We start from the raw sequence: 26,981 nt of genomic DNA, 5'->3' as shown, positions 1-26,981 counted from the left end.
CTGGCCTCCTGTTTCAGTTCGGTGTGACGGGCACATTCTGTGTCTCCGCCAGCTTGCCGCCGCGGAAAACGCGGATCGAAACGACCTTGCCGGGCTCCCGCTTCGGGCTCGATGCGGCAGGAACTCCGAGCGTCTTCCTCACGAGTTCGACGTAGGACGGCGGCCCCGACACCGAGACGACATCGTCTTGCCTGGAAACCTTGATCGGAAACCTCGGATCGATGACGCCCAACCGCTGCAGCCGATCTTCCGCGCCGGCAGCCGTGTTGGCATCGAGCGGGATCATCTCGGTCTGGACTTCAGCCTCGGTCGCGACGTTCATGACGATGCCGTCGAAATGCCAGACCAGGCCGTACCGATTGCAGATCTCTTCCAGGAATTCGCGGGCAGTTCCAACCGGCATGCCGGCGCTCAGGCGCCCTTTCACAAGCTTGCCGACACGCATGGGCACCCCCATGTTGCGACCGAGCTCGATCAGCGCGTCCGTCACCGACTGATCGACCGTGATGTATTTGTAAGGACCGGCAGGCCAGCGTGGCTCGGCGGCGCTCGCCCGAGACGAAGCGAGGCCAAGCGCCAGGATCATCGCGAGGCCGCCGGCCGCGAAGACAGCCTTGGCTCCCGACAACCAGTGCGCATGGCAGGTACCGCGTCCCGTCAACATTTGATCCTGTCACAGGACGACGCGGAGCGATGACCCGCCTCGCCTGTCTCATTGGTTTACCCGCCAACTCCCTCTTATCGTGCACACCGCAAAATTGGAAGTCCAATTGGATTGCTCATGTGCATTTGGTTCCAAATGTTGCGAACGGCGAGCAAAGCGATATGGTGCGCGCTGGAATCAGGCATCACCGCTTCGTGATCGCCGGATTCAATGCCTGGATGGGAAGGATCGGCCTCGGTGGCGGCAAGCAAGAACCTGGTCGCGCGTCTGGACGCTCCCACCGGAAGTCCGGGGCGCTGGACGTCGATCGGGCTGAGCCTCGCCCAGAGCTTGGGTGAATCAGTTCTGATTGCTGCCACGTTGACTGTCGCCATGGCGCCGGCGCAGGCTCGATCGAACAGCGGCTATCCGCATGACCAATGAAGACGTCATCGACCTATATGACCGAGTGAAGATCGGCGCCCAGATTATTGTCCGGCATTGAATCGTGATCCCTTTCAACATCAAGCAGCTCGAAACATTTCTGCTGGTGGCGACTTTCGGAAGCTTTCGAAAGGCGGCCGAACGGCTGAACACAACGCAGCCGGCGGTATCCACCCGAATTGCCGGCCTGGAAGAAGCGCTGGGTGCCAAGCTGTTCGAGCGGCAAAGCAGCACCGTCAGGCTGACTGCCGAGGGACAGCGGCTGCTGCCGCCCGCGCAACGCGTCTTGCGCGTGGCGGAAAGGCTGCAGCTGACGGCCAACTCCCTTTCAGAAACGGCGGGAGTGCTCAGGCTCGGCGTTGCCGAAACCATCGTGCACACCTGGCTGCCGGATTTCCTGAAGGAGTTGCAGGCAAACTATCCGCTGATCGACACCGATATCGTCGTTGACGCGACGACCACCCTTCGCAACGAACTCATGTCGCATAGACTCGATCTTGCGGTGCTGATGGGCCCGGTTCTGGAGTACAGCATCGAGAATATCGGACTGCCGTCCTTTCCGCTCGTCTGGGTGTGCTCGCCGCAGCTGAAATTGCCGAACCGGCGCAAGCTGACGCTGAACGATCTGATGCAATTTCCCATCATCAGCTACGCGCGCACCACAACGCCCTACAGCGAGCTTTACCGCAAGCTGACCGGCGAGTTGGAAGAGACGCCGCGCATCTTTCCGGCCAATTCGCTGGCCGCGTCCATCAAGATGACGATCAACGGTATCGGCATAGCCTCTCTCCCCGAGGAAGTGGTCCGGGACTATGCCGCAGGCGGCCAACTGCGCATCATCGATTGCGAATGGCACCCGTCCGACCTGCGGTTTACCGCCTCCTACTCTTCCGAGCCCTCCAATCCGATCGCGGAGCGGGCGGCGAAGCTGGCCGCCTGTGTCGCACACGCCTATGCCGCAAGGATCGGCAAGGCTCCTGCTGACTAGACTGAGCCGGCCGCTCCTCAGCCAACCGATGTGACCGGCAGATAGATGCGGTCGCCCGAGAAAATCTGATCCGGGCTCAGGATGTGATCCATGTTGAGCACCACCGTCTCCGCCACATCCGCAGAATGCGTCCTGGCGATCAGGCGAATGCTGTCGCCGCTCTTGACCTCGACCCACTGATAGCCGCCCTTCTCCAGCGTCGGGTTCGTGCGGCCCTGGGCATTGCTGCTGCCGTCGAGATGAACCTCGACATGGTCGCTGGAAACCCAGCCGCTATGCATTTTGCCGTCCGGCCCGAAACCTTCGACAGGTATCCAGGCTTCTCCTGACGGGTCGCTCGAAGGCTTCGCGGTCTGTTCGACGAACGTGCCGGGCTGCAGGACCGTCGCCACGCTCGAATCCCCGTCGGGCTCTGTCCGCAAATTCAGACCGTCATCCGCCGACACGACGAGCTGCGGGAAGTCCTCGGGCGGGGTTTGCGGCGGAACATCCGAAGGATCATCGGGTTGCTGGGACGAGGCATCGCCGTCCGGTTTTTTCGGATCGGGTGGAGAGGCCGGCGCGCCCTCCCAAGGCTTCGCCAGCAGCGAGTCCAGCGAGAAGAGAAGCATGCCGACGCCGAAGGTTATGCCCAGCGTCCACCGATCCCACGCACCCCATCTCTTGTCGGACTTTTCCGCCGCCGCCATATCGGCATCGGTTCGCGGCACCGAACGGCGATTCATCCGGTCCGTCCGTATCGCCGATGCCCAGAATTCGGCGCAGCCGAACGTGAACAAGGAGCCGGCGACCGTGGCGATCGGCGCCGGCCAGGAGTGCAACGTATAGACGGCGCAGCCAAGCACATAACCGGGTCCAGCCAGATGTTCGGCCACGTTTCGGATCACCGGTCTGCCGGTGAACGACTGCAGCATCGACTTCGTGCCATAGACGACGTTGCCGAGCGAAAACGTGCTGTTGACGACAAGATCCTTGCCCTGGATCATCCCGGTCGCGGCACCTGGCGCCGCTGCAATGAACGTGGCCCCGCCGAGCGCGTTGAGAAATCTCCCGAACGGCTTGTTGTTAGCGGTTGCGTTGGGGAAGATCGCCTGCGTGCCGAACACGAAGCCTCGCACGCCGAATGCCACGGCTGCGGCAGTCGCGCTCCAGGTTGGCGGCAACGAACTCCACAACATGTAAGAAGTGGTCGACATGCCGCCAAAGGTGGCGAGCGCCTGAGCGTTCTCGCGCATCCTGGCATGGCTGAGGGCCAGATCGACGCTGGCGGCCTGATCCGGCGTCATCGCCTTCTTGTGGGTGGCGCGATAGGTCGTCAGTTGCAGTACGGAAAGGCCGTTCGTCTGATCCCCGCTCATCCACCCGAACTGCTCAGGCGTGAACTTGCGGAACTGGCCGGGACTCATTTCCTCGAACTGTTTCGGTGTCACCGCTTCGATCTGCGGCTGGATCAGGGTTTCGATGTGGTGGACCGTGAAAGCGCCCCATTGATCGCGCGTCAGCATCGGGATCTGCTTCTCGGTCAGCCACGGCACCTGCTTGGGATCGAGCTTCGCCACATCCAGCGAATCGATCATGCTTTCGGGGATCGCCGGAACCTGGCGCTCGGTGAGGTTCTTCAGCAATCCGGCCTCGCCCAGTTCCTTAAATTGCTGTGACGTGAACTTCGCGACCTGGCCGGGCTTGAACCACGGAACCTGGCGCGCTTCCAATGTCGGCACATCGACGAACGCGACCATGTCACCCTTGATCGCGCGCACCTGTGGTTTCGTCAGGTGAGGCGTCAAACCGGCTTTGCCGAATTCCCGGAACTGCTGGTCGCTCAGATTCCGGATGTGACCCTCGGTCAGCCAGGGAACCTGTTTCGCGTCGAGCCCCGCGATGTTGACATAGCCTATCTTGGCCTTCGGGATACCGCGCAGTTGGACCTTGGTCAGATAAGGCAGCAATCCGGCCTGATCCATGTCGCGGAACTGCTGTTGCGTCAGCTCGGCCACCTGCTCGCGTTTGAGCCATGGAACCTGGTTCGGCTGGAAATCGCCCATGACGAGACCCGGCACCTGGTCAAGCGGAGTAGCCCTGACGCCATCGCGGGTCAGCCCGTGGCCGCCGGAGGCACCGCGTATCCAGGGCAGGACGACGGCTTCGCCCGTGTCGGGGTCGTAGACCAGCATGTGCGTCTTGTCCTGCACCTCCGGAGCATCGGCCGGGGCGCGGGGCCCGTCGGAAGGCGGCACATAAACCTGTTCCGGGCTCCTCGGCTCCGTGCCCAGCATTGCCGCGACGATCACCTCGCCATTCCTGTCCTGGAGATGGATGGTGCGGCCCGCGGCGACCTGGCTCGACGCCGGTTGAGATTGCGGAGTTGCCGTAGCGGGCTTGCTGTGTCCGAAGATGTTGCCGACAATTCCCGCATCGTCGAGCGCCCGCTGCAATTCCGCGGAAGGCGGCGCATCGAGGAAAACCCAGCGCGGCTGATAGGCGGGGTTCTCGTTGCGCAGCGCCACATCCTTGTTGATCTGCTCCTGCAGTTTTGGCGTCAGCGGCACTTCGCGCATCTGGGCGACACCGTTGATGGTCGTCCAGCGATGGTAGGTCTTTACCTCGATGGCCTCGATCACGTCAGGGCTCTTGAAGACAGGCGAATCCACGTAGCGCCCGCCCTCGCCGAAGACCGGATGCGGGCCGTCCGGATTGGCCGCGACCGGGAAATGCGCCTCCCCAAGCGATCCGTTGAGTTCGCGTGTGTAGGTCTCGCCGGCCTTCCATTTTTCAGGCTGCCGCATGTTGCGCACCTGCTGCAGCGAATAGGTGGTCGGCGGCGCCGCCTCGATGGCCTTCCTCGCCGGCATTGCCTGCGGCGGCACGGCTTCTCCCTCCGGCCGTCCCTGGCTGCCCGGCACGTGGTCCTGCGAGCCGCCGCGCACCCATGGCAGGACATATGCTTCGCCCGTCTCCGGGTCCCGATAAAGAATGTGCGACTTGTCCATCAGCTCCGGTTCGTCGCCGCGCGCCTTTGGTCCGTCGGCCGGCGGCACATAAACCTGCTCCGGACTGTTCGGTCCGTTGCCCAGCATTGTGGCGGTGATCACATTGCCGCTCTCGTCCTGAAGCTGCAGGGTTCTTGGCGGGCGTTTACCGGCCGACGCAGCGTTGGCGGCGCCAGCGGCCGCGTCTTGCCCAGGCGCAGTGTTACCTGCCGGCGGTGCTGGCCGTCGAAACCAAAGCGGCCTGTCCGAGGGCGAAGGAGCAACCCCTTGCTCCTGATACCAGCGCGCAAGCGCCTGCTGCTGGTCGGATGGCGCCAGATAGACAAATTCCGGCGGCGGCATCTCAATTGGTTTTGCCTGTGTCTCGAGGAAGTCACGGATGGCGCTCATCGCGCCAGGTGGAATGAAGGCTTCATCCTTGAGTGACAGCAACGTGGATTGGCGGAACGCCTCGATATCGGCCTTCTGACCGGGTGTCGCGGTCGTTTCGAGTTCATCCAGCCATTTTCCGAAAGACGCCTTGCCGCCTCTCGGAAATGCCAGACCTCCGCCGCTGTCGGCACGCTGGTCGAGTTCATGCAGCCAGCGCGGAACCACTATTTCCACAGGCAGGTTGTCGGCGAAGGTAAATTCACGTCCAACGAAGTCGCCCTTCGCGACGATCGGGGCGACCTCAGGCAAATTCGTTCGGTAGAAGAACCTGATTTCGCCCGTGAACGCCAATGGCAGTTGGAGGAACGGCACGGAGGGCACGCGCAACTTGAGCGCCGGGCTCCGCACCGCAAGCGTGACGTCAAGTGTCGAGGCGACAGCCTCACGCTTGCCGAAAAGGTTGACATAGATCGGACCGCCCGAGCGAACATAATGATTGTAGGGCGCAGGCAGCTTGCGCAGGAGAATGCGATCTGGACTCGGCAGGAATTTGTGGAATGCCTCGTTGACGATGACCTCGAGCCGGCTTGCGCCGGCATCCCACACGCGCCGACTTTTTCCCGTGAGATCGACAATTGTCTCTCCCAGTGCCAAGCCGGGAACAGCAGATTGCCGCATCCCGCTTTCCGAGCCAGGAATGAACAAGATCGATTTCTGAGCATCGATTTCTCCCGACGCCACCAGTGCCCGGATCGTGCTCATGTCAGGATTGTCGGCAAGCGCCTGCGCCGTATGCTCGTCCTTCACGACGAACTGGGCCCTCAGTCGCAGGCGGTCAAGCACTCCCTTGTTCGCGTCGACGAAATCTGAATTGACGATCGTTCCCTTGGGAAATGTTGCGTCCATCGCCACTTCGTAGCGCTTCTCGACGCTTAGCAAGCTCGTCAGGTAATACTTGTCCTCCAAGTAAACTTTGCGATACGGAACGTCGCCGTGGAACTCCGAGAATTCCGTCTTGCCGTCCTCCGTTTGACGCAAGAAGTCGCTTTCACCGTCCTTCAAAATTGCCGACTTTGAGCGAAGGGCGAGGCTGAATGTCAGCTCCACGGCCCAACCCTGGTTCCCTGCCGGACCCTCAACGCTGGCAGAACGCGGCATGACCGTGAAGACGGAATCCGAGGCCTCGCCGAACAGCCTTTGACGTGCCGCGTCGAGAAAATCCTGACCTTTGAACTGGAAAGCCGTCTGGCGCTGAACCTTGAGGCCGAGCTGCGCGAGCGTGATGTTGCGATGCTCGTTCGGGCGAATGGAGATTCCCAGTTCCTTGCCGAGACTATAGCGTGCCGGTTCGAGCGACCGGTATTTGACGCTGTCGGCAAATGACTGCCAAAGGGCACGATAATCGGTGCGTGTCCCTAGGCCCACCATGTATGACCGCCAGGTCGGCGATCCCAACTGGAGGGCCTCAGGCATACCCGGGATCGAATGGACGGCCATGTTTGCCGGGTCGGAGTTGAACCGGACCCGCCCGAGCGCGGATATCCTGAAATCTCCCCAGTTCTTCTGTTTGGCCGGCTCGACGCCTGCCAGCGGGTTGGCGCCAGGCGCTGCGCTTTCGTCCACCGTCCCCCGCGCTGTTTCTGGAATGCCATCCGGGCCATAGCGTTCTGCCAGCTCATGGCTGGAATAGTAGCTTTTCTCCTGTTCGTAGCGGGTCACCAGCTGTTCGGTGGTCAAACCGTCGAGATAGGCCGAGGGCGTTTTGGGATCCTTGCCGCTTGTGTAGACATACCCGCCTGTGTCGCGTTCAGGCGTGCCAGTGAAGCTGCGCGTTTCCGGATCCCACACGAGATGCACCGGGACCTCTGTCACGGTCGGCTTGTTCGACACGATGATGGGATCGCCGTCAGTGGGGTTGGCTGGGCTTCGCACGGCCAAGCCATCCGGATCGCGGCCCGGCAGCATCGTCGGGTCACCGCTTCCAGCGCCTTCGAATGGCTCGTGCAGGACGATCGGCCGCGACGGCTGACTGTTGCCTGAGGGATCAGTCTTGTCACCAGTCGATGGCGGCTGGTTCTGGCCCTCTGACTTGCCGGCTGGCAGCGCGCGCTGACCAACTGGATTTCCGGCCCCCTCCCGAGCGCTGAAACCGGGCCCCGGCTGGCCGCTGGTTTCGCCGATCACCTCGCCCTGGATAACGATCTCATTCGGGTCCGGCATGACGTATTCGCCGGTGGGCCTGTAAACACCGTCCTGGCCCATCGCGTAGACCGCCCGCGGTCCCGGCCCCGAATCCGGTCCGCCCGGCGGTGGAAAGCCTGACGTGGGAGTCGCGTCGCCGCCCCGAGGACCGGACGCTCCAGGCATGTTGTACAGCAACGAGCGGCCGCCAAGGCCCGTGCCGACCGCGCCGGTGCCGATGCCCATGATGGCGTTCGCAAGTTCGGCAAATGACATTTCACCGCCGTGCCTGGCCAGATCCTCCGCCGACCTGGCAAGCACCGGAATACCGGTGACCACGCCCCCGGCATCGAGGCCCCAGGCTGTGTTGGTCAGCTTGCTGCCGCTTTGCAGATAGCTCGCTGCCTGTTCGGCATAAGAGGATTGCGTTACGTTTACGCGGAGTTTGCCAATGCCCCAGCTGGCGTCGCTCATGCGCGCCATGCCGAATCCGCCCGCAAACGCCTCGGACGTGGACAGGCCGGCCCTTGCCAGGCCGAACGTGCGCAGGGCGCCGGCCCCTACGGGCAGGAACGCGGTCACGCCGGTGGCGACATTCCAGGCCGACTGACTGTCGAAGTCGCCGCCCTGAAGCAGGTGCTCGCCTTCCCTGTAGAGCGTCTTGCCGCCAAGAGCCGCGCCGGAGGTGATCGCAATGGGAATGGCCCATTGACCGCCCGGAACGAACGAGACGATGGTGGCGGCGCCGGCGACGATGCCAAGACCGATGTCGGTGGCCTTGTCCCAGAAATCAACCTTGCGTGCGTCGGCGATCTCCACCTCGTCGAGCGAGAACCCATCGGCGCCGAGCTTCATGTCGCCGCCCTTGGCCAGGATCAGCTTGCCGTTCTGGCTGAAGATGCGGTTCTCATGCTGGAATTCGTCGAAGCTGCCGTAGTATTTGCCGGAGCTGTCGACATAGCCGATTTCTTTTCCATCGTTCTTGATCGCGAACAATGCCGTCGACGATTCCATCCCGCCATCCAGCGAGAAGATCGGCACGACCTTGACCTCCGCGTTTTCGCCGGCACGGTCGGTGATCTCTCCGGTAACCTTCGTGACCCCCTCGCTCGATTCGTCGAGGCCGAGAGTGCGGGCAACCGTGCCGCTGAGCTCGCCGGGCTTGTATTGCTTGTATTCGCCCGTGAACCCGTTGTCGTACAGCTGCTTGAGCCTGACCTGGTAGCCGGCGAGCGCCTGATCCTTGTGCTCCTCGAAATACGTGTTTTTGAGCCGCGCCTCATGCTCTTCGTTGCCATAGGTCAGAAGCTTGGGGTTGCTTGCGTAGAAGCCGTACCAATCGCGCGCCGCCACCATCGCGGGGCGGACATCCTTGTTCCATGTCTCCAGTTGAGTCTTTTCGGTTTCTGCTAAACCCCTGTCGATTTCCGCGGCCGCCACTTCGGGGTGCACCCACAGCCACTGGCCATCCATCTCGATCCGGACCGACTTGCCGCTGGCGCCGATTGCGCCCGGCCCACTCTTTTCGTAGGCAGCGGCAACCTCCGGTGCGACCCAAAGCTCGCGGCCGTTCACCGTGACCTTTACCGGCTTCTCGCCCGGCTGCAGTGTGCCGGCAGGCGCTTCGACGGTGCCCCCGCCATGCTCGGTGATTGCTTTGTCGCGAGCCGTCGTCGCGTCGACGAGCTTGGCTTTCGCATCTTTGAGCTTCGCGTCGAACTGCTCGACCTGCACGCCGACGATCTTGGATTTGGCCGCCGCCAGCGCCGATTGCGAACCTGTCCCATTGGGCGTGCAGACCGGCGCCGAAGCCGAGCTTTGTGTCGATGCCAGCAGCTCCTGCCACTGCTTGTTGAGCGGATTGTTGCGGAAATCGTCCCGGATATTCTTGTCGCCGAGATCGTATGTCAGAGCATATTTCAGGACTGGCGTGTCGTTGCCGTCTTTGTCGCTGAAAACATCATTCTCATAGGTGTTTACGAGATAGAGCTGTCCATTCTCCTCGATCACTTGCTGCGATTTCAGTTTGCCGGTGAAGTCACCCTCGCCGTTCGTGTAGCCGTCCCAATCGAAATGGTGCGGATTTCTCTGCTTCGCCTGGGCGACCAATGCCTGCTTGATCGGTTCGACATCCACGGCAAGGTCGGCCGCATCTTTTTGCGCGACGCCAAATTCCTCATACGCCTCAGCCAGCGTCACCTGGCTGGCTGCCGGCCCCTGCAGGCCTTTCAGTCCCTCAAGCCTGCCATTGATTTCTGTATACTCGGGGCTCCCGGATTTGACGCCGTAGAGCTCCAATTCCGTCGCGCTGACCATCTGGTCGATGGTGGCCTTGTTGCCTCGCGCGGTGTGCAGCGCCGCGTTGATGAAGAGTTGCGTCACCCCCGCGTGCTCGGCCTTGCCCTGCAGGTTGGTTACCTCGCGGCTGGGCCCGCCGACAGGACCGACGGACGGCTTGCTCGGATCGCTGAGCATCGGCAGGGTTGCCTGCTTGCCCAGGGCATCAAGGAGGCTCTTCTCGCCCTGTGCGTACTCGGCCCTGGCAGTGCTGGCACTTTGCAGCATGCTGTTGGCGGTGGTCAGCCGCTTTTGCGCATCCGCCAGCGTGCCTTTCGGCTCGGGGGCCTGCCATTGCAGCCCATACGGCGCCAGCACCTTATCGAGTGTCGTCTCGGCGCTCTTCACGGCTCCCTTAAGTTCGGGATCCAGCGCATAGACGTCGAGCTGGGCCCCGCTCTGCTCAGGTTTTGCCTGTGCTTCGCCGAGACGCGCTATCACAGCGTTTTCGGCGGCGATCGCCTTGGCAACTTCCGGATCAAACCACTGCCAGCTCCCGTCGACCATCAGCGGCACCCACTTGCCGCCTGACGGAGCCGTAGCCGATGGCGGCTCGCCGAACGGGCCAACCGATGTGGCGCTGCCGTCGAGATTCGGCGTCGCCGGCCTTCCGCCACCATATTGCTTGATCGCGTCCTTTACTGCTTGCTGCTTATCTGCGACCTCTTGCGCAAGCTCAGGACTTGCCCCGCCGAGCACTCCTTCCAGAATCGTCTTGAGAACCGTGTCGGTCTTGGCCTGCTCGGGATCCTTGCTCTGCGGGTTGATTTTCATCAACAGTTCGGCCAACGCCTGCTGCGCCGTGCCGACCTCGATCTTCAGGTCGTTGCCGGTCGTGTCGTTGTGCAACGTCATGCTGCCATCGGGCCTGGTGGTCAGCGTATAGCCGTTGAAGGTGACCTTCACGGTGGTTCGCGTGCCGTTTTCGATGGTGACCTTTTCTCCGGCGTTGATGACGTCCGGATCACGGGCCGAATCGAAAAGGCCGGGATTCGTCCGCCTGAGATCGTCGAGCGATACGCCATATTTCCGTGCGATCAGGGTCAGGTTGTCGCCCGGCTTGACCTCGTACTCGACGGGTTTGCCGCCATTGATCTTCTCGGTGATGGTCGTCGTCACCCGGCCATCCTCGTCGGTGACGGTCTTGGTTTCGGTTCCGTTGCCATCGATGGATTGCGACGTTTTTTTCCCGTCCGCCGTCGTCGTGACGGTGCGTACATCGTGCTGATAGTCGTAAGAGTAGACCGTCTTGTCGCCGGTGCGCGGATCGGCGAGCTCGACCGACTGCGCGTCGCTGCTGCTGGTGGCCGTCACCTTGTAGCCGGCGGCCTGCAATTCGGCGATCACCTGGTCGCTGGTGAGGCCGTTTTCCTGCGCAATCTGCTCGATGCTCTTCCCATCGGCAAGGTCTTGCTTGATGTTGTGCGTGCTGGCCCCGCCCGGATCCTGGGAGGCCGCCAATATGGTCTTGCGGCCGTCCGGACCGGTGACGGTGGTGACGGGAAGCGACGGGCCGGCGCCCGGCGTCACCGTTTCCACCGAGGTCCCGTTGGGCATCGACGTCCGCTCGGTGACGGTGCCTGTGCCGAGATCGTCTTCATACCGCGTCGTGATGGCGCCGGTATCGGGATTGTAGCTGCTGGTCTCCTTGCGTCCGAGCCCGTCGCGGACCGGCGTGGTGGTTGCCGCGCCATTGGGTTGTGCCTGGACGCTCGTATAGTAGCTGTCGTGCTGGTAGTCGTAATATTGGGTGACGGTGCGGCCGCTGCCATCCGTGATTTTCGTCGTCTGCACGTCGCCATTGCCGCTTGTCGGGTCGGTGGTCGACACGGTCATCCCGCCGGACCTGAGCGCGGCGATAACCTGTTCGCGCGTCATGCCGCGAGCGGACGCAATCTGGTCGATGCTCTTGCCGCCGGTGACGTCGTTGACAATGTTGCGGGCGGTCGTCGCGTCTTTGGGGTTCTCTTCGGCCGGGCCCCCATCGAGTTTCACCGTCGCGGCGGTTGCGGCAAGATCGGGTCGCACATAGAGAGCTGGCGCCACCGTCGCGCCATTGCCCGACGTGCCTGCGCTGGCGTTGACGACATTGACGCCCGGCATTGCCGGAACCGCGACCGGCGGCGGCTGAAGCGAACTCAATTCGCTATTCACCTGCGCCAGTTGCTGGCGCGCCTGCGCCGCCCAATCGCGCTCGCCCATTCTGTTGGCAAGCCGGATCTGCTCGCGCAGTTGCACTGCCTGCGCCTCCAGCCGCGCAACCTGCGCGGCGTTTGCCTTGGCGTCGACTTTTTGCGGTTGGACCGGCGGCTTGGTGAGCGTTATCGGGCGAACCATCTGGACGACCTCCGGGAATCACTGTTGCCGGCAGCCTGGCTGCCGTCACGCCCGCCCAGACAGCAACGTTCCAATGCTATCTGGGGGGCTTCCAATAAATGCCGAAAGCGGCAAGCTGCTCTTCCGACTGCTTAATTCGATCCGCGGCATCCACCTCGGACTGCGCAGCCGTCAGCGCCGCCAGGATTTCGACGGCGGCGAAGGCCGGCGCCAGGCTGCGGAAGAACGACTGCGAATTTGACGTGACGATGATTGTTTCCCGCGCGATCCGGGCCAGCGGCGACACGCTGCTGTCGGTGATTGCCACCACGCCGACGCCCTGCCGAGCCGACTGCCGCGCAACATCGATCGTCGTGCGCTCATACGGCGACATACCTAGGGCCAGCAGCACATCGCCGCGTCCCGCCTGCTGCAGAACATCGAGGCCAGGTCCGCCCATCTCGCCGACAAGCGTCACCTTGCGGTCGCCGCCAGCCAGAAACGACATGATGTGGGCGAAATGGCCCGCGACCGGATAGGCGGAGCGTGTGGCCAGGACGAACAGGTTGGACGATCGCGCCAGCAGGCCGGCGGCGGCGATGAATTGCACGGCACTGCCATATTCGCCAAGACTTGCAATCTGGGCCGCGAGCGTATCGGCAACGACCCCGACGGTCGAATATCCCGGATCGCCATGCTGCTTGATACCCTGTCGCGCGGGCTCACCGGCGATCGTCTCACGCAATGCACGCGCATAGAGGCTGCGCATGTCCTCGTAGCCATCAAGCCCGAGCCAGCGCGCCAGCCGCATCATCGTGCTGTGCGAAACGCCGGCCTGGTGCGCCTGCTCGCGCATCGACATCAGCGCGACGTCCTTGGGATGATCCAACACGAAACGCGCGGCGACCCGCAACTGCGGCGGCATATTCTCGAACCGTTCGACCAACAGCTCGGCCAAAGGACCTTTTTCCATATCCGAAATACCCCATTCACCCGCCTCGCAGGTTACTCCTAGAACGCGACCAACGCAACAGTTGGAACTTGTATGGCTCAAATATTCCAAATGGACTTTCATTTTCAGCCACGCTGTCTTAAGCTGCCTTGGCAATGTGCCGGAGCGCAGCGGTGTGAGTCCGGCGTTTGCGACTTGAATTTCTCGCAAGGAGACAATGATGGCTGCTACCCCTCCCATTACGTCCGGCTCTGCAGGGTCGCCGGAACAGAACCTGGACAAGATGATCAAGCACCAGGAGCGCATGTTTGGGCTGGAGATCACGAAAGAGATCGCGAAATCCCAGCATGACATGCTGATGAGCACCGCGAGGACGCTCGGCCAGTCGGCTGAGAAGGCCTAAGGCGGATCTCGAACCCGTACGCCGCCGAAGCAACCGGCGGCGTACTTGCACGGCAGGAACCTTTCAACGCCGTCGTCGCTGCATTTGAAATCGTCATCGGCGGGAGATGAAGTGGCATGACCGATAGTCCTATCGGCAGGTATCTGGATGCGGCGCCAGCGCGCCGGCTGCGGTCGATCATCGCCCCCTCCCCGGCATCCGGAGGTTTCGTTGTGCTCAGCGTCACCCACGGATTCCACGCCGGCGCCGAACTCAGCCTGGTGGAGACGCTGTACACGATCGGCTCCAGCACGGAGTCCGACATTGTGCTGAGGGATGCCGGCATCGCGCCGGTCCACGCAAGGCTGCGGCGCAAGGGCAGCCAGTTTGAAATCGAGGCCGTCGGCGGCGATGTCACGCTCGCCACAGGCGAAACCATCCATGAAGGCCACGGCAGCCGCTGCAGGCTGCCGCTCACCGTAAGTGTCGGCGACGCCCGTATCCGGCTGGTCAACCCGGAACGCCCCGCAAGTCGGTGGTCCTTTTCCAATCGCCCCGTGCTGGTGGCGGGCAGCGTTCTGTGCGCCGTATTCGTTCTTTCCCTCGCCGCGAACGGGCTCTCTCTCGCCAAGCCCGATGTTGGCGAGACGCGCCCCTCGAAAGATGGCGAACCGATCAGAATGGCCTTCGCCGGCGAGCCGGGCCAACAGGTCCTGGACGATTCGTCGCCGGCGCAAATGCAGACCGCCGCCGAAGCGGAAAGTCAGCTCAAGCTGCGTCTCGAGCAATCCGGCATAAGGACCTTGACCGTTCAGCGATCGCCGGGACGTCTCGTGGTCTCGGGCATGATCCCGAATGACCAGAGCGGCGTCTGGACGGAAACGCAATCGTGGTTCGACCAGGCCTACGGCGCACACATTCCGCTGGTCTCCAACGTCATGATCGGCAACGCCGAGCAAGCCCCGCGCCTGACGCTGCAGGCGATCTGGTATGGCGAGCGGCCTTACGTCATCGCAGCCGATGGCGCGCGCTACCACGAAGGTGCGTTCACCAATGACGGCTGGACCATCAAGCACATCGGCGAGACGGAACTTCTCCTGACGAAGGGCGGCGCCACGGTCGCGCTGAAATACCCGTGAACCGTCGGCTTGAAGGGCCGCGATTCGATTCGGCAAGGATGGACACGGCTGGCCGCGAGGTGCGCCAGGCGGAAGGCGTGCGCGGTCAGGCAATCAACCGGCGACGGATGAATGGCGTCGACAAGGCCGCGAGCCGTGCTCAGGGAACGAAATCCGCCGCTGGTGCTGAAAGGCCGCAAACCGCGGAGTTTCAGTCCTCCAGGGAAGCGGCAGGCGAATCGCTTGATGACATCCTCATCGACTTCGTCATGCCCCGTATACCCGAGCCAGCCATCCTGCGGCGCTCCGTGCCTATCCTCCAGCATTTTGTGACGCACCTGGTTCCCAACCTCGAGGGCGGCGAGCAGCTCAAGTCGCTTGCGAGAACGCTGATGGAGGATGAAATCGAGCGTCATCGCGACCTGCTTGGTCGCATGCAGGAAGGAATCGAAATCTGACCGGCCCGGATGACACCGTGCATCTGCTGCATGTCCTGGGCTTTCTCTACGGGTCTCACGGGCAGGCAAAGCGGGGCGCGGCCTATCTGCTTATCGCCGCGCAGCTGTCGCCGGGAAATGCCGGCGTGCTGAGGACATTGGCGCATCTGCTCATCCTCGATGGCGAGGCGGAAAAGGCGCTGGCCACGATTGCCAGGCTGGAGACCTTGGAAGGAATGGACCATCCGGCGCTTGCCTTGCTGAAGAGCCGAGCCTTGCTCGTGGCGGGGCGCAAGACCGAGGCGCACAGCGCCCTGCTGAGTTTCCTTTCGCAACGAGGCGTTCAATGAACATGACCGTGTCGGAGCGGGTGCTGCAATTCCTTGCCAGGCTGTCACGCCGCAGCGACCTGGTCATCGCCGTCCTGCTGCTCGTCGCGGTGGTGATGATGCTCATTCCGTTGCCGACATTCCTCGTCGACATTCTCATCACCGCCAACATCGCCATCAGCGTGCTCATCCTGCTGGCATCGTTTTACGTTTCCCATCCGCTCCAGTTCTCGTCGCTGCCGTCGGTCATCCTGATCGCCACCTTGTTCCGGCTGGCGATCACGATCACGACGACGCGACTGATCCTGCTGCAGGCCGATGCTGGCGAGATCATTACCGCCTTCGGCACCTTTGTCGTCGGCGGCAGCATTGCGGTCGGCCTGGTCATCTTCCTGATCATCACCGTCGCACAGTTCATCGTGGTCGCGCGGGGTGCCGAGCGCGTCGCCGAAGTGGCCGCACGCTTCACACTCGATGCACTGCCGGGCAAGCAGATGAGCATCGATGCGGAGCTGCGCAACGGCGACATAGACCAGGCGGAGGCGCGACGCCTGCGCCAGCAGTTGGAGCGCGAGAGCCAGCTGTTCGGCGCGATGGACGGCGCCATGAAATTCGTCAAGGGCGACGTCATCGCCGGTATCGTGATCATTCTGGTCAACCTGATCGGTGGTTTCGCGGTCGGAACGCTGCAGCACGACATGTCATTGGGGGATGCGGCCGCGACCTACTCGCTGCTCACCGTGGGTGACGGGCTGGTGGCGCAAATACCGGCACTGCTCGTCGCCGTGGCCGCAGGCACGATGGTGACGCGTGTCGGCAGCGCGGACGGAACGGGCGACCTTGGCCAGCAAATAACCAGCCAGCTCCTGCGCGACTCCCGAGCGCTCGCGCTCGCTGCGGTGATCATGGTCGGCCTGGCCATCGTGCCAGGCTTCCCGTCGATCGTGTTCCTGATCCTCGGCGCCTGCTTCGGCGCAGGCGCCTACGCAATCAGTCGCCGCACCGCCCGGGAATCCGAGCCTGACGACGCCGCCGGCCAGATCGCCATGCGCGAACAGCCGGGAAATTCCGCAGCGCTTTCAGCAATCTCCACCGGAACGCTGCCTCCTCCCTACCGCATCGTCGTGCGCTTCGGAGCCGAACTCGCACGCTCGATCCCGGAGCCCGAATTTGCCGCGCTGGCCGACGGCGTGCGCCGCGAGCTCTTCGGCGATCTCGGTGTCGACGTTCCGGCCATCGGCCTGCAGGTCGACGAGATGCTTTCGCCTCGCGGCATCCGCATCGATCTGGAGGGTGCGCCCATCCTCGACGCCGAGATTCCCGCCGACCGCGTTCTTGTCGAGGCGGATGCAACGCATCTCGACCTGCTCGAGGTGGCTTACGAAGGCGGTTCTTCGATTGCCGGCCAGCGCAGATTCGTGTGGGTCGACGACAGCCACCTGCCGGCATTGAGGGAAGCCGGCTTCGTCTTCTCCACGCCGGCGGAAACAGCGGCCAAGTGGACCGGAAATGCGCTGCGGCTCTATGCCGGCCATTTCGTCGGGATTCAGGAGACACGCAGGCTCCTGTCGGACATCGAGCCGGACTACGCGGATCTGGTCAGGCAGGCTCAGGAGATCGTGCCGCTGCAGAAGATCGCGGAAGTGCTTCGCCGGCTCGTCGGCGAGAACGTGCCGATCCGCAATCTGCGCCTCATCCTGGAAGCGCTGATCGAATGGGGCCAACGCGAGCAGGACGTCGTCCTGCTGACGGAATATGTCCGCACGTCGTTGAAGCGCCAGATCAGCTTCCGCTCCGCCGGCCGCAACAACATCATCGCGGCCTACGTGCTGCAGCGGTCGGCCGAGGATATCCTGCGCAACGCTGTGCAAGGCACCTCGACCGGCACATTCCTGAACCTTTCGGACGATGACGCGCAGGCCCTGGTGACGGAGATCGAGCGAGCCCTGTCGCAGAGCTCCATCGATGTCTCGCCCGTCGTCCTGGCCGCGATGGACGTGCGCCGGCACATGCGCACCTTGCTGATGCACAATGCCATCGAGCTTCCCGTCCTGTCGTTTCAGGAACTCGCGCAGGAATTCAACGTCCAGCCTTTGGCCACGATCACCGGCCGCACGGTCAGAACCGGCGCGCGCTCGCAGGCGCTGCCCTCGGCTCAGGCGAAAGCCGGGCAAGAGGCTGCCTCATGACGGCAGCCGGACGGACGGGGACATTAGGGGAATCAGGAGAGGAACGGGCTGACAATCCACGATACCGCAGCGCTCGCATCGCTGCCGCACATCGGCCCACTGGAACCACAACTGTGCGGTAAGATTGCAACATGGCCGAAGACGCTGAGGAAAAGAAGCTACCGGCATCGGACAAGAAACTCCGTGACGCCCGCCGCAAGGGCCAGGTTCCGCAGAGCCGCGACCTGGTCTCCGGCTTCACGCTTTTCGCGGCGCTGGCGTATCTCTATTTCGCCTGGCCGACGCTCTTCAAGCGCCTTTCGGACCTCGTGCAGACCGTGACGATGCCCGGCGAACCGTTCGGGGACGCCAGCCTGCGGGCCATCCGCCATTCGTTCTCGCTGCTGATGCTTGCTACATTGCCGCTGGTCGGGATCGTCGTCGTTCTCACCGTTGCCTTCGGCATGCTGGGGACGTTCGGACCGGTCTTCTCGTTTGAACCGCTCAAGCCGCAGTTCGATCACATAAATCCGGCGAAGGGCCTGCAGAAGATCCTGTCGCTCCGCAACGTCATCGAGTTCGCCAAGGGCCTGGCCAAGGTGGTGTTGCTGGCAAGCCTGTTCGTGTTCATCCTGATGGCGTGGCTGCAGCCGCTCTTCGATGCGCCGGGCTGCGGTCCGTCATGCCTGGAGCCAATCATCACGGCGGTGTTGACACCTCTTGGAATCGCCGCCGCCCTGGCCTTTGTCGTCATCGGCGTGATCGACGTTCCGATCCAGCGCTGGCTGTTCCTTCGCGACATGCGCATGACGACAACCGAATACAAGCGCGAACACAAGGATCTCGAAGGCGATCCCTTGATCCGCCACGAGCAGCAGCGGCAGCGGCGCCAGGCGGTGACGCAACCTGCGAAGCTTGGCGTGAGAAATGCGGTCATCGTCTTCGTGACCGGCGACTGCGCCGTGGCGTTGCGTTACGTCAAAGGCGAAACGCCGGTGCCGACCGTCGTCGGCAAGGGCCAGGGCCGCGCGGCCGACGAGATGGCTGCGCAAGCACGCCAGGCAGGTATTCCAGTAGTCGACGATGCGACAGTCGCGGAACCACTTTTCGAGCGCGCCAATACGGGAACATATATCGGCCAGGACATGTTCTCACCTGTCGTTCGCCACCTCGTCCGCCACGGGCTCACCTGAGGCAAAATCCTGCGGTTCTTTTGCAGTCGCGATGTGGAAACGAACCCGACAGTCAGGGTATGAGCGCGGCTGGGTATCTGATGGAGAACCGCTGGCCAAACGGCCGCGATCTCATACCGTCCACATCGTGGAGTGGAGCAGAGCTTGCATGTGCTCTGGCAAATCCAGTTCGCCGCGCGCCTCGATCTCGAGAAGATACGTTGCCTTGGCAAAGCGATCGCCTTGCGTGGCCACGGGAAAAGCGCAGATGGAGATCAGCGCCCTCTCCTCTTCCCGGCTGGCTCCATCGTAGTCGCGGCTGTTGGCACCCGTTTCGTGGACAGCTTTGAGGAACGCCGCATATGCCGTCTTGTGCCCGTCGATCAACGCTCGCAGTTCGTTCGACGGTTCTGCCTCTAGACGCGATGCCTCGGCGGCGAGTGACGTGGCTGATACGGTCAAGGCGACGGCGGCGGTGCCTGACCGAAAGAGCACAGTGCGACGGCTGATCCTGGACGTGGGAAACGCTCCTCTCATTTCAGAACAGCACGTAACAGCTGTCCTCGATCGTGGGACCCTAACATGGCGGTTAGCCCATTTATGTCAGGATGACGCTCGAAGCCGGCACGGTTATCGCACAAGGTCAGTTCCTGGCCTGCCCCGCCTTCGAAGAACGCGATGGCGACCTTGCCAGCAAGTCTCATATCTCTCCATTGCCGGAACCATCGGGGAAGACGCTTGCGTTGCACAGTCCGATTATCTGAACGCCCTTTTAGCTTTCCTTGTTTGAGGTCGCCGGCGCTGGGAGTAATAGTCGGCCCGGAATTCGTGAGGAGGAGACGATGACGCTGAACTTCGACCCGAGGGCGAAGGCCACGGCGCTCTACCATGGCGAATTCCGGCCGATGTTCATCGGCGGCAAGTGGGTTGCGGCGCAATCCGCAGAGGTGATGCAGGCGCTGAACCCGGCGACGGGAGAGGTGCTGGCGACAGTGCCGCGCGGCTCGGCCGCCGATGTCGACGCGGCGGTGGCCGCGGCGCGCGCTGCCTTCGAAGGCCCCTGGTCCGAATTCTCGCCCTACGAGCGGCAATGCGTGCTGCTCAGGATCGCCGATCTGTTCGAGACGCATTGGGAAGAGCTCTGCGTCTCCGACACGCTCGACATGGGGCTGCCGATCACGCGCACGCTGGCCAACCGGCGCCGCGTCATCGGCATGCTGCGCTTCTATGCCGGCATGGCGACCGCGCTGCATGGCGAGGCAATCGACAACTCCATTCCGGGCGAAATCGTCACCTTCACCCGCCGCGAGCCGGTTGGCGTCGTCGGCGCCATCATTCCCTGGAATGCGCCGACCGCCGCCTCCATCTGGAAGATCGCGCCGGCGCTGGCGACCGGCTGTACCATCGTGCTGAAGCCGTCGGAGGATGCATCGCTGACGCCGCTCCTGATCGCGAAGCTGATGCAGGAAGCCGGCGTTCCAGACGGCGTCGTCAACATCGTCACCGGAACCGGCGCCGAGGCCGGCGCAAGGCTTGCCGAACATCCGGACGTCAACAAGATCGTCTTCACCGGCTCGACGCTGACCGGCCAGGCGATTGCCCGCGCCGGCGTCGCCAACCTCAAGCGCGTTTCGCTGGAGCTCGGCGGCAAGTCGCCGATCATCGTCTGCCGCGACGCCGATATCGACAAGGCGGTGCCGGTCGCGGCGATGGCGGTGTTCGTGCATTCGGGCCAGATCTGCATCGCCGGCTCGCGGCTGTTCGTGGCGCGCGAGATCCATGACGAGTTCGTGCGCCGGGTCGCCGAGTTTGCCGGCAAGCTGCGCATCGGCCACGGCATCGAGGCGGAGACCGAAATCGGGCCGCTCATCAACTCAAGGCAGGCCGGCAAGGTGGAAGGCTACATCAAGGCCGGCAGCGACGAGGGCGCCGAGCTGGTCGCCGGCGGCTCGCGGCTGACGGGCGAGCTCTATGACGGCGGCAACTTCATCGCCCCGACCGTCTTCGGCGCGGTGTCGGACAAGATGACCATCGCACGCGAAGAAATCTTCGGGCCGGTCATCTCGGCAATGCCCTTCGACACGCTGGATGAGGCCGTCGCGCGCGCCAACGCGACACCTTACGGCCTGGCGGCGGGTATCTTCACCACCAATCTCGGCACCGCGCACAGGCTGGCGCGTCGCGTCAAGGCCGGTTCGGTCTGGGTCAACATGTACCACGCCATCGACCCGGCGGTGCCGTTCGGCGGCATGAAGATGTCGGGCTACGGCCGCGAAGGCGGCGTCGAGCATCTGCACGAATATTTGGAGACGAAGTCGGTCTGGATCCAGACTGACTAGGCATACCCCTAAGTCAGTGAGCCAAGCTCCCGCAGATTGGTGCGGATCAGGTTCATCAGCTGCTCGGAGAACGAGTGGTGCACGTAACCCCGGGCGGTGATGATACCGACCGCGCGGTGGGCGTCGCGATAGTCGATCGGCACCACCCGCATGCGCTCGTCGTTGCGCGAGATAGCGATGCCAGGCAGAAGCGAAGGCGGCTAGCCACCCATCCAAGGCATATCGATCGCCCCGAGCGATAGGACGATCCCGAGGGCCACCAGCGCAACGCCCACGCTACCTTCGAAGCGCCGGCCACGGGGCAGCAGCTTCTCGACGAAGACAACCAGCGTCAAAAGCAGCATCCAGGCGAGGCTCATGACGCCGGTCGCGACCAACACGGCAAACAGCGCCCAGCAGCAGCCAAAGCAATATAGGCCGTGGCGCAGCCCCATCTTGAGCGCGCCAACACGTCCGTCGCGCCAGTGCTGCGCAACGAAAGCGAGCGGCGAGCGGCAGTGGCTGAGGCAAACATGCTTGAAGGTTGTGAATTGGTAGAGCCCGGCGACGCCAAGCGTGGCGCCAAGCGCGAGCGGTGCCCATTTCGAACGCTGCGGTGGATCGAGGCTCGTTGCAAAGCCGCTGCCGAGCTGGACCAGGACATATACGACAAGGCCCGCGGCCGCCCAGATGAGCAGATAGCCCGCGACAAAGGTCCACGTCGGGACGGCCACGCCTTGTTCGCGCCTCGCCTGCGCCGCCGCGAACATAAAGATCATAGGCGCCGCAGCTGGCAGCATCATGGCAGCCATCATCACGGTCCACACAGCGAGAAAAGCGGCAGCGCCGGCAACCGACCAGCCGTCGGCGGCAATTCCGGCCATCGCCATGCCGGCCATGCCTTCCATACCCGCCATGCCGCCGCGCACGGCAATGCCCATGGGCATATCCATGCTGAAGGTTTGGTAGAGGGTGAGCGCCCACGCCGCTGCCGTCAGCCCGACCAGCGATGCGAGCAGACCGAACGGGATGCCGCGCAGATTCCGGGTTAGCCGCCGCGATGTCCTGGGGAACGCGTCAGCCATCGCCGTACCCTAGTTCGGGCCGGTCCAGTCGAACGGAATGTGCTTGCTCGAGCGGGCCGTTCCGGTCCAGTCGAACCCGAAGCCTTTGGCGCTCACCTCGACAGAGCGCCCCCAGGTGGCAACCTGGCCCGGGCCGACCTCCGAACCAGGCGAGTTGATCGTCTGCACCCGCTTGCCGGGTGGGGTGGTGGGTCCGGAAAGCGCTTCCGCGTGACCGACGACGAGGCCAGGAATATCGACGCGCCAGGTGGCCAGGTCGCCCGCCACCTCGAAAGTGATCGGCACGAACTCCATGCCACGCATCTCGCCGACATTGGCGGCAAAGCCCGCCGGCCAGCCGCCGGCCTGGCCACCGAAGATCATCTGCAGGGCTTCGCGTTGCCGCTCGTTCGCCCTTTCGTCGAGATACATGCCCATCACGGCACTTGCCTCGCCAGCCCAGAGATTGCCTTCAAACTCGCCGAGCGCCACCAGTGTCAGGCCGTCGAGCTTGACGTCGCCATACTGACCCTCGCGCACATGCCAGGCGAGCACACCTTGGCAATGATTGCCGGTGGGCCGCTGTGCGAACTCGCAGGGGCAAGGGATATCGCAGCTGCAGATGTCGAACCAGTCGCCTGCGAGCCGCCATTGAGGTACTGCATTCATGGCCAGTCCTCCCGAAGATCGAGGGATCAGATAGTACGACGATGGCAAGCCGCACTCCAGCTATTCGTGCGCAGCTCTCCGATTTTGAGACTGGCCCTTCACGTTAGCGGTCGAGCGGTTCACGCCTGCAACTGGGCCACTTCGGTCGCGATCTCGGCAACGACCGTCCCCGAGACCGGATCGGTCACGCCGAGGTCGCCGCCAAGATCCTCAAGCATGTCGCGCATCGTATCCAGAAGCCCGATCATCTGCGGCCGCGCCGCTGCGAGACTATCCATGTCGTTCCATTCGCCGACGATGCAGAAGGTTCGGTCGCCAGTCCTGATGAGCGCACCTTTGCGGAAACCCTTGACGTCGAGCTTTGCCTTCATGTGCGCATCGATGAATGCCTGCTCCCTGCCGGGCTTGGTGCGGAACCGGACGACGTTGTAAGCGGTCATGTCTTCCTCCATTCAATCGCTTTCACGCAAAGAACCTTCGGGACGTGCCTCGATAGGCGTGTTGAACGGCGTCTCGTGGCGCGGCCTTGGCGACAGGCCAGTTCCCGTTGCGGGGTAAGGTTCTCGCTGTGACAGTCAGTTGTTCGATCCGTAGCGACTGGCCGTTACAGCTTCACAGTAACGTGACCGCTGATGGGAATTCTCAGCGAGAGGGGGGACTTCGAGTCCGCTGCCGCATGGGGCCAACAAGCTAGCTCAGAAACCCCGGCTGGCGTCGACGTCCTATCCTGGTGGACTGGACTACGCCGATTTCAAAACATGGCTGTGGTCGAAGTCTACGAGTTTTGGGTAAGCGATGGTTGGCGCATGCGCCAGACCAAGCAGCCGTTCACGGTAACGGCCGAGGAAAATCCGGCGTTCGGTGTCGCTGATGCGCGCAGGTGCGTGCACGAGGAAAGGCTCGATCACCTGAAGCCGACAAAGTAGAGCATACCGTGATTGATCGGAAATAGAATTGCACCGATTGGGCCGTTCAATCCTCGGTCGGAATAGATCGGCGGCGGCCCGCCGATCGTGACGGAACACATCGCGCGCTTTCCTGAGAAGACGCCGCGATCATACCATTTGCCGCCGCCATAAATACGGCCCCCAGACGCGAACACCCGGTCGACCCAGCCCTTGAGAATCGCCGGCAGCCCGAACCACCAGAGCGGAAACTGAAGGATCAAGGCGTCACACCAGAAGAGCTTGTCCATCTCCGCCTGGATGTCTGGAGCAAATCCGTCGTGGGCGGCCGCATTCGCCTCCTCAGTCTGCTGGTGGTAGTAGTTCGCGTCTCGTACGGTCGTGAAGTTGCGGCGATCCGACACTGGGTTGAACCCCATGGCGTAGAGATCGGAGACAACGACCTCGTGTCCAGCCGCGACAACGCCTCCCGAGCCGATCGGGTCAGGGCACCGTTGAAGCTGTTGGGCTCGGGGTGCGCGTGGACGATGAAGATGCGCATCGTGCTTTCGCCGCCCGGTCGGACTGTTCATTTTGCAGATGCCGAAAGGGTTCGCTCGGCGACATAGTCGAGAGAGAAGACGCCGGCGCCGCGTGTCAGCACGAGAAACAGCAGCGATGCCCACAGGAGGTGCTCGGCCCAGTTCTCCGGATAGACGAAGATCTGGATAACGGAGACGACGCCGAGCAGCATCAGGGCCGCAAGGCGCGAGAACAGTCCAAGGAAAATCAACACCGAGCCTGTGATTTCGGCCGTCGTTGCCAAGGGCGCGGCGATCGACGGATCGATGAGCGGCAGATTGTATTCGCTGGCGAACAGCTGCAGCGTCACGGGCCAGGATGCGAGCTTGCTCTGCGCCGATTGCCAGAAAACATGAGCCACCGCCACACGAGCAGCGAGCTGGATCAGTGAAAACGGAAGGTACTCGGGCAGCTTGATGATACGCTTGTAGAGGCCGACAACGCCGGCCGGTTTGGACGAGGATTGCTCCGATATTGCGGTCATGACCGTCTCCGTCAGTTTGAGGGGGAATTCGCGGCGATCCGCACGTCGGTGACGAGCCTGTCGCGGAACAGACGCACAAGGGCTGAAACCAGGTCGAAGGCCGGGTCGAGCGCCAGGGCACGGCCGGTGGCATGATCGAGACCGAAACCGTGCTTCAGCGAATGCCAGAAGGCGAAGCTCGCGCGGTCGAGCAGAAAAAGCCGCACGTAGTTCCCCGATCGCCACAGCGCCACGCGTTCGGGACGCCTTGTCCAGGTGATGTTTTCGTCGACCGCCGTCCCGTGTTGATGCGCCATCCATACCGACAGGATCGACCAGTGCGAGATGATCAGTCGCAGTGAGGGCTGGAGCAAGATATCCGGCGAGAACCCAAGGTCGGTGCTGTCGTATTCTGCGAGGCTGCGGGGCGGCAGCGAAGCCGTATCGAGGGCCTCAGCTATGGCCCATTCGAGCCGAGCCGTCTCGGCGACGATCGGCATGTCGGACAGCGTGTCGATCGTCTTCAGGAAGCGTGGGAATCCGGATCCATAGCGCGAAAGACGCGATTCAGCCGGCGGATACCGTCGAATGAACTCGCTCGCCACGTAGCGGAAAAAGCGTTCGTCTATCAGCCGGACGGTGACAGGAAACACCGACATCAGCGCCGCGGTGAGCGAGCTGCGCGTGTTGTTTTGGTAGATACGCAGGCGGGCCAACGGATCGGCCCTGCCGGCGGTCAGCACATTCGCGGCGACAACTGGCTCCATGGCCAGCACTGCCCGCGCGATGGTGGTCTGCAGGTGTTCAAGCGGCAACATGGTATTCCTCCTCGATTGAGACAAGCGCCGCGGGCATGCACGACCTGGCGCACCGGGCAGCTGCAAACGCCGCAAGGACGGGCATGCTGGTCGTCGTTTCGGCCTCGACAGAAAGGCGGATCGGCGGCGCTCGTGTTTCGGTCGTTTGCTCACGTCGCGCGGCTTGCTTGCGGCTGAACATGATCGACGCGGTGAGCATGTCGGCCCACATCGCTTCGCCAAGCAGCACGTCGAGGACGGGAACGTCGGTGTCCCACTCGATCAGGGTGGGACGCGGTCCGAACCGGTCTATGGCATGCTGGTAGAGCGCCCAGACGACCGGCGGCACGCGCGAGCCATGGTCGTCGATGAGCACGGTGTCGGCCCGACGTGATTGGTTGCGTGACCGGCAAGATGAATCTCCTCGATCGCCGCCGCCGGCAGCGCATCGATGAAGGCTTTGGCGTCGTATTGCAGATTGTGCGCCGAAACCTGGACGTTGTTGACGTCGAGCAGCAGGCCGCAGCCGGCCCGCGCCACGAGCTCGGACAGGAATTCGGCCTCGCTCATCGCCGAATCGGCAAAGGCGACATAGGCCGACAGGTTCTCGATCAGCACACGCCGCTTCAGCGCGTCCTGGACGGTCTCGACGTTGCGCGCCACGATCGCCAGCGCGTCTTCGTCGTAGCGCAGCGGCAGCAGATCGTTGAGGTAGGCGCCGTCGGCGACGCTCCAGGCCAGATGTTCGGAGACGAGATCGGGCTGGAAGCGCTCGCAGACCTTGCGCAGTCGCTCCAAATGATCGCGGTCCAAGCCTCGCGCGCTGCCGAGCGACAGGCCGACGCCATGAACGGAAACGGGATAGATCTCGCGCAATCTTTCCAGCGCCTCGACGCCGGCGCCCTCCCCCATGTAGTTCTCGGCGTGGACCTCAAGCCAGCCGGCGGAGGGCCGCCTCGTCAGCATCTCTGTGATGTGAGGCGAGCGAAGACCGATGCCCGCCGATGCGGGGATCGCGAGGGACTGAAACGCACGGGACATCGGTCTGCTCCTTTCAAGGGTTGGCTCGAAGTCTGGATTGCTCAGGCTTTCGGCTTGTCGCTGCCGCCGGTGATCTTGGCGCAGCTGCCTGCGGGCACGTAGAGCCAGGAATCCGGCTGGTTGTCGGCGGTTGCGGTGCCGGCGCAGGAATGCGTCGCGGTCTGGCAGTCGTTCTGGCCGGCCTTGACGACGCCGTAGCACTTCTCGAAGGCGAAGCCGGGCTTGGCGGCCGGGCCGCTGTAGGCCGCTGTCGCGGCAAGCGAAGTAGCGGCCGCGAGGGCCGATCCGATGAGGGTCTTTGTGTTGATCACAGGCTTGTCTCCTGGTTGGCGTT

Annotated in this window: 22 protein-coding genes and 2 pseudogenes; 11 read left to right on the top strand and 13 right to left on the bottom strand. The window is 63.1% G+C overall.

The window, feature by feature from the left end; all coding sequences use genetic code 11:
• Window positions 1-13: 13 nt before the first annotated feature.
• Window positions 14-664 (bottom strand): type III secretion protein, encoded by a 651-nt coding sequence (locus EN846_RS24325; protein WP_245493512.1) that lies wholly within the window; start codon window positions 662-664, stop codon window positions 14-16.
• Between the two features lie 237 nt (window positions 665-901).
• On the opposite strand from EN846_RS24325, the gene EN846_RS24320 reads away from it, so the two are divergent.
• From EN846_RS24320 to EN846_RS24310, 3 genes and pseudogenes are all read left to right on the top strand, one after another.
• Window positions 902-1,087: a hypothetical protein gene (locus tag EN846_RS24320; protein WP_127392398.1), complete on the top strand. Its 186-nt coding sequence runs from the start codon at window positions 902-904 to the stop codon at window positions 1,085-1,087.
• 64 nt (window positions 1,088-1,151) lie between these two features.
• Window positions 1,152-1,286: pseudogene (locus EN846_RS35930) on the top strand (LysR family transcriptional regulator); the annotation flags it as partial.
• A gap of 93 nt (window positions 1,287-1,379) precedes the next feature.
• Entirely contained in the window at window positions 1,380-2,075 is a 696-nt protein-coding gene (locus tag EN846_RS24310; protein WP_245509034.1) for a substrate-binding domain-containing protein, read from the top strand.
• 17 nt (window positions 2,076-2,092) lie between these two features.
• Here the strand turns inward: EN846_RS24310 and EN846_RS24305 are convergent, their stop codons facing one another.
• A complete protein-coding gene (locus tag EN846_RS24305; RefSeq protein ID WP_135859331.1) occupies window positions 2,093-12,292 on the bottom strand; it encodes a LysM peptidoglycan-binding domain-containing protein in 10,200 nt (3,399 codons plus the stop codon).
• Window positions 12,293-12,368: 76 nt separating this feature from the next.
• Window positions 12,369-13,229: a MurR/RpiR family transcriptional regulator gene (locus EN846_RS24300; RefSeq protein WP_127393863.1), complete on the bottom strand. Its 861-nt coding sequence runs from the start codon at window positions 13,227-13,229 to the stop codon at window positions 12,369-12,371.
• Window positions 13,230-13,440: 211 nt separating this feature from the next.
• Here EN846_RS24300 and EN846_RS24295 point away from each other — a divergent pair, with 211 nt between their 5' ends.
• The 6 genes from EN846_RS24295 (at window position 13,441) to EN846_RS24270 (ending at window position 18,850) form a co-directional block, all read left to right on the top strand.
• Window positions 13,441-13,626: a hypothetical protein gene (locus EN846_RS24295; protein ID WP_126056235.1), complete on the top strand. Its 186-nt coding sequence runs from the start codon at window positions 13,441-13,443 to the stop codon at window positions 13,624-13,626.
• A gap of 116 nt (window positions 13,627-13,742) precedes the next feature.
• Complete coding sequence (locus EN846_RS24290; RefSeq protein ID WP_127393864.1) at window positions 13,743-14,744, top strand: EscD/YscD/HrpQ family type III secretion system periplasmic domain-containing protein; 1,002 nt, start codon at window positions 13,743-13,745, stop codon at window positions 14,742-14,744.
• A 38-nt stretch (window positions 14,745-14,782) separates the two neighbouring features.
• On the top strand, window positions 14,783-15,181 hold the full coding sequence (locus EN846_RS24285; protein WP_127393865.1) for a hypothetical protein: 399 nt from the start codon (window positions 14,783-14,785) through the stop codon (window positions 15,179-15,181).
• A gap of 17 nt (window positions 15,182-15,198) precedes the next feature.
• Window positions 15,199-15,510, top strand: a complete 312-nt coding sequence (locus EN846_RS24280; protein ID WP_245455579.1) for a hypothetical protein — start codon at window positions 15,199-15,201, stop codon at window positions 15,508-15,510.
• Window positions 15,507-17,678, top strand: a complete 2,172-nt coding sequence (gene sctV, locus EN846_RS24275; RefSeq protein WP_245493316.1) for a type III secretion system export apparatus subunit SctV — start codon at window positions 15,507-15,509, stop codon at window positions 17,676-17,678. Before EN846_RS24280 ends, sctV begins: the two co-directional genes overlap by 4 nt.
• A 131-nt stretch (window positions 17,679-17,809) precedes the next feature.
• Window positions 17,810-18,850, top strand: a complete 1,041-nt coding sequence (locus EN846_RS24270; protein WP_127393978.1) for an EscU/YscU/HrcU family type III secretion system export apparatus switch protein — start codon at window positions 17,810-17,812, stop codon at window positions 18,848-18,850.
• A 111-nt stretch (window positions 18,851-18,961) separates the two neighbouring features.
• On the opposite strand, the gene EN846_RS24265 is transcribed toward EN846_RS24270, so the two are convergent.
• Window positions 18,962-19,291 (bottom strand): hypothetical protein, encoded by a 330-nt coding sequence (locus tag EN846_RS24265; protein WP_245493315.1) that lies wholly within the window; start codon window positions 19,289-19,291, stop codon window positions 18,962-18,964.
• 380 nt (window positions 19,292-19,671) lie between these two features.
• Between EN846_RS24265 and EN846_RS24260 the strand changes: the two genes are divergently transcribed.
• Window positions 19,672-21,168, top strand: coding sequence for an aldehyde dehydrogenase family protein (locus EN846_RS24260; protein ID WP_128346199.1), 1,497 nt, complete (start codon window positions 19,672-19,674; stop codon window positions 21,166-21,168).
• Between the two features lie 8 nt (window positions 21,169-21,176).
• Here EN846_RS24260 and EN846_RS24255 read toward each other — a convergent pair whose 3' ends face one another.
• From EN846_RS24255 to EN846_RS24240, 4 genes are all read right to left on the bottom strand, one after another.
• Window positions 21,177-21,320 carry a hypothetical protein gene (locus EN846_RS24255; protein WP_187331466.1) on the bottom strand — a complete coding sequence of 48 codons (144 nt, stop codon included), beginning with the start codon at window positions 21,318-21,320 and terminating at the stop codon, window positions 21,177-21,179.
• Between the two features lie 48 nt (window positions 21,321-21,368).
• Window positions 21,369-22,232 carry a DUF2182 domain-containing protein gene (locus EN846_RS24250; RefSeq protein WP_127392679.1) on the bottom strand — a complete coding sequence of 288 codons (864 nt, stop codon included), beginning with the start codon at window positions 22,230-22,232 and terminating at the stop codon, window positions 21,369-21,371.
• Between the two features lie 9 nt (window positions 22,233-22,241).
• Entirely contained in the window at window positions 22,242-22,880 is a 639-nt protein-coding gene (locus tag EN846_RS24245) for a DUF1326 domain-containing protein (protein WP_127283291.1), read from the bottom strand.
• 119 nt (window positions 22,881-22,999) lie between these two features.
• Window positions 23,000-23,320, bottom strand: coding sequence for an antibiotic biosynthesis monooxygenase (locus EN846_RS24240; RefSeq protein WP_127392678.1), 321 nt, complete (start codon window positions 23,318-23,320; stop codon window positions 23,000-23,002).
• Window positions 23,321-23,638: 318 nt separating this feature from the next.
• Between EN846_RS24240 and EN846_RS35610 the strand changes: the two genes are divergently transcribed.
• On the top strand, window positions 23,639-23,806 hold the full coding sequence (locus EN846_RS35610; protein WP_210235149.1) for a hypothetical protein: 168 nt from the start codon (window positions 23,639-23,641) through the stop codon (window positions 23,804-23,806).
• On the opposite strand, the gene EN846_RS24235 is transcribed toward EN846_RS35610, so the two are convergent.
• From EN846_RS24235 to EN846_RS24215, 5 genes and pseudogenes are all read right to left on the bottom strand, one after another.
• Entirely contained in the window at window positions 23,785-24,357 is a 573-nt protein-coding gene (locus EN846_RS24235) for an NAD(P)H-dependent oxidoreductase (protein WP_210214002.1), read from the bottom strand. The two genes, EN846_RS35610 and EN846_RS24235, sit on opposite strands and share 22 nt — an antisense overlap.
• On the bottom strand, window positions 24,354-24,830 hold the full coding sequence (locus EN846_RS24230; RefSeq protein ID WP_127392677.1) for a DoxX family protein: 477 nt from the start codon (window positions 24,828-24,830) through the stop codon (window positions 24,354-24,356). The genes EN846_RS24235 and EN846_RS24230 overlap by 4 nt, the downstream gene beginning before the upstream one ends.
• Before the next feature lie 11 nt (window positions 24,831-24,841).
• Window positions 24,842-25,627, bottom strand: a complete 786-nt coding sequence (locus EN846_RS24225) for a DNA-binding domain-containing protein (RefSeq protein WP_127392676.1) — start codon at window positions 25,625-25,627, stop codon at window positions 24,842-24,844.
• A pseudogene (locus EN846_RS24220) lies at window positions 25,614-26,647 on the bottom strand (DUF692 domain-containing protein). Before EN846_RS24220 ends, EN846_RS24225 begins: the two are co-directional and overlap by 14 nt.
• Before the next feature lie 41 nt (window positions 26,648-26,688).
• Complete coding sequence (locus EN846_RS24215) at window positions 26,689-26,958, bottom strand: DUF2282 domain-containing protein (protein WP_127283463.1); 270 nt, start codon at window positions 26,956-26,958, stop codon at window positions 26,689-26,691.
• Window positions 26,959-26,981 lie beyond the last annotated feature (23 nt).

It is taken from the genome of Mesorhizobium sp. M4B.F.Ca.ET.203.01.1.1 (genome assembly GCF_004791025.1).
GTDB lineage: Bacteria > Pseudomonadota > Alphaproteobacteria > Rhizobiales > Rhizobiaceae > Mesorhizobium > Mesorhizobium abyssinicae.
Note: the sequence above shows the minus strand (reverse complement) of the source record. Positions and strands in the feature narration are given on the sequence as shown.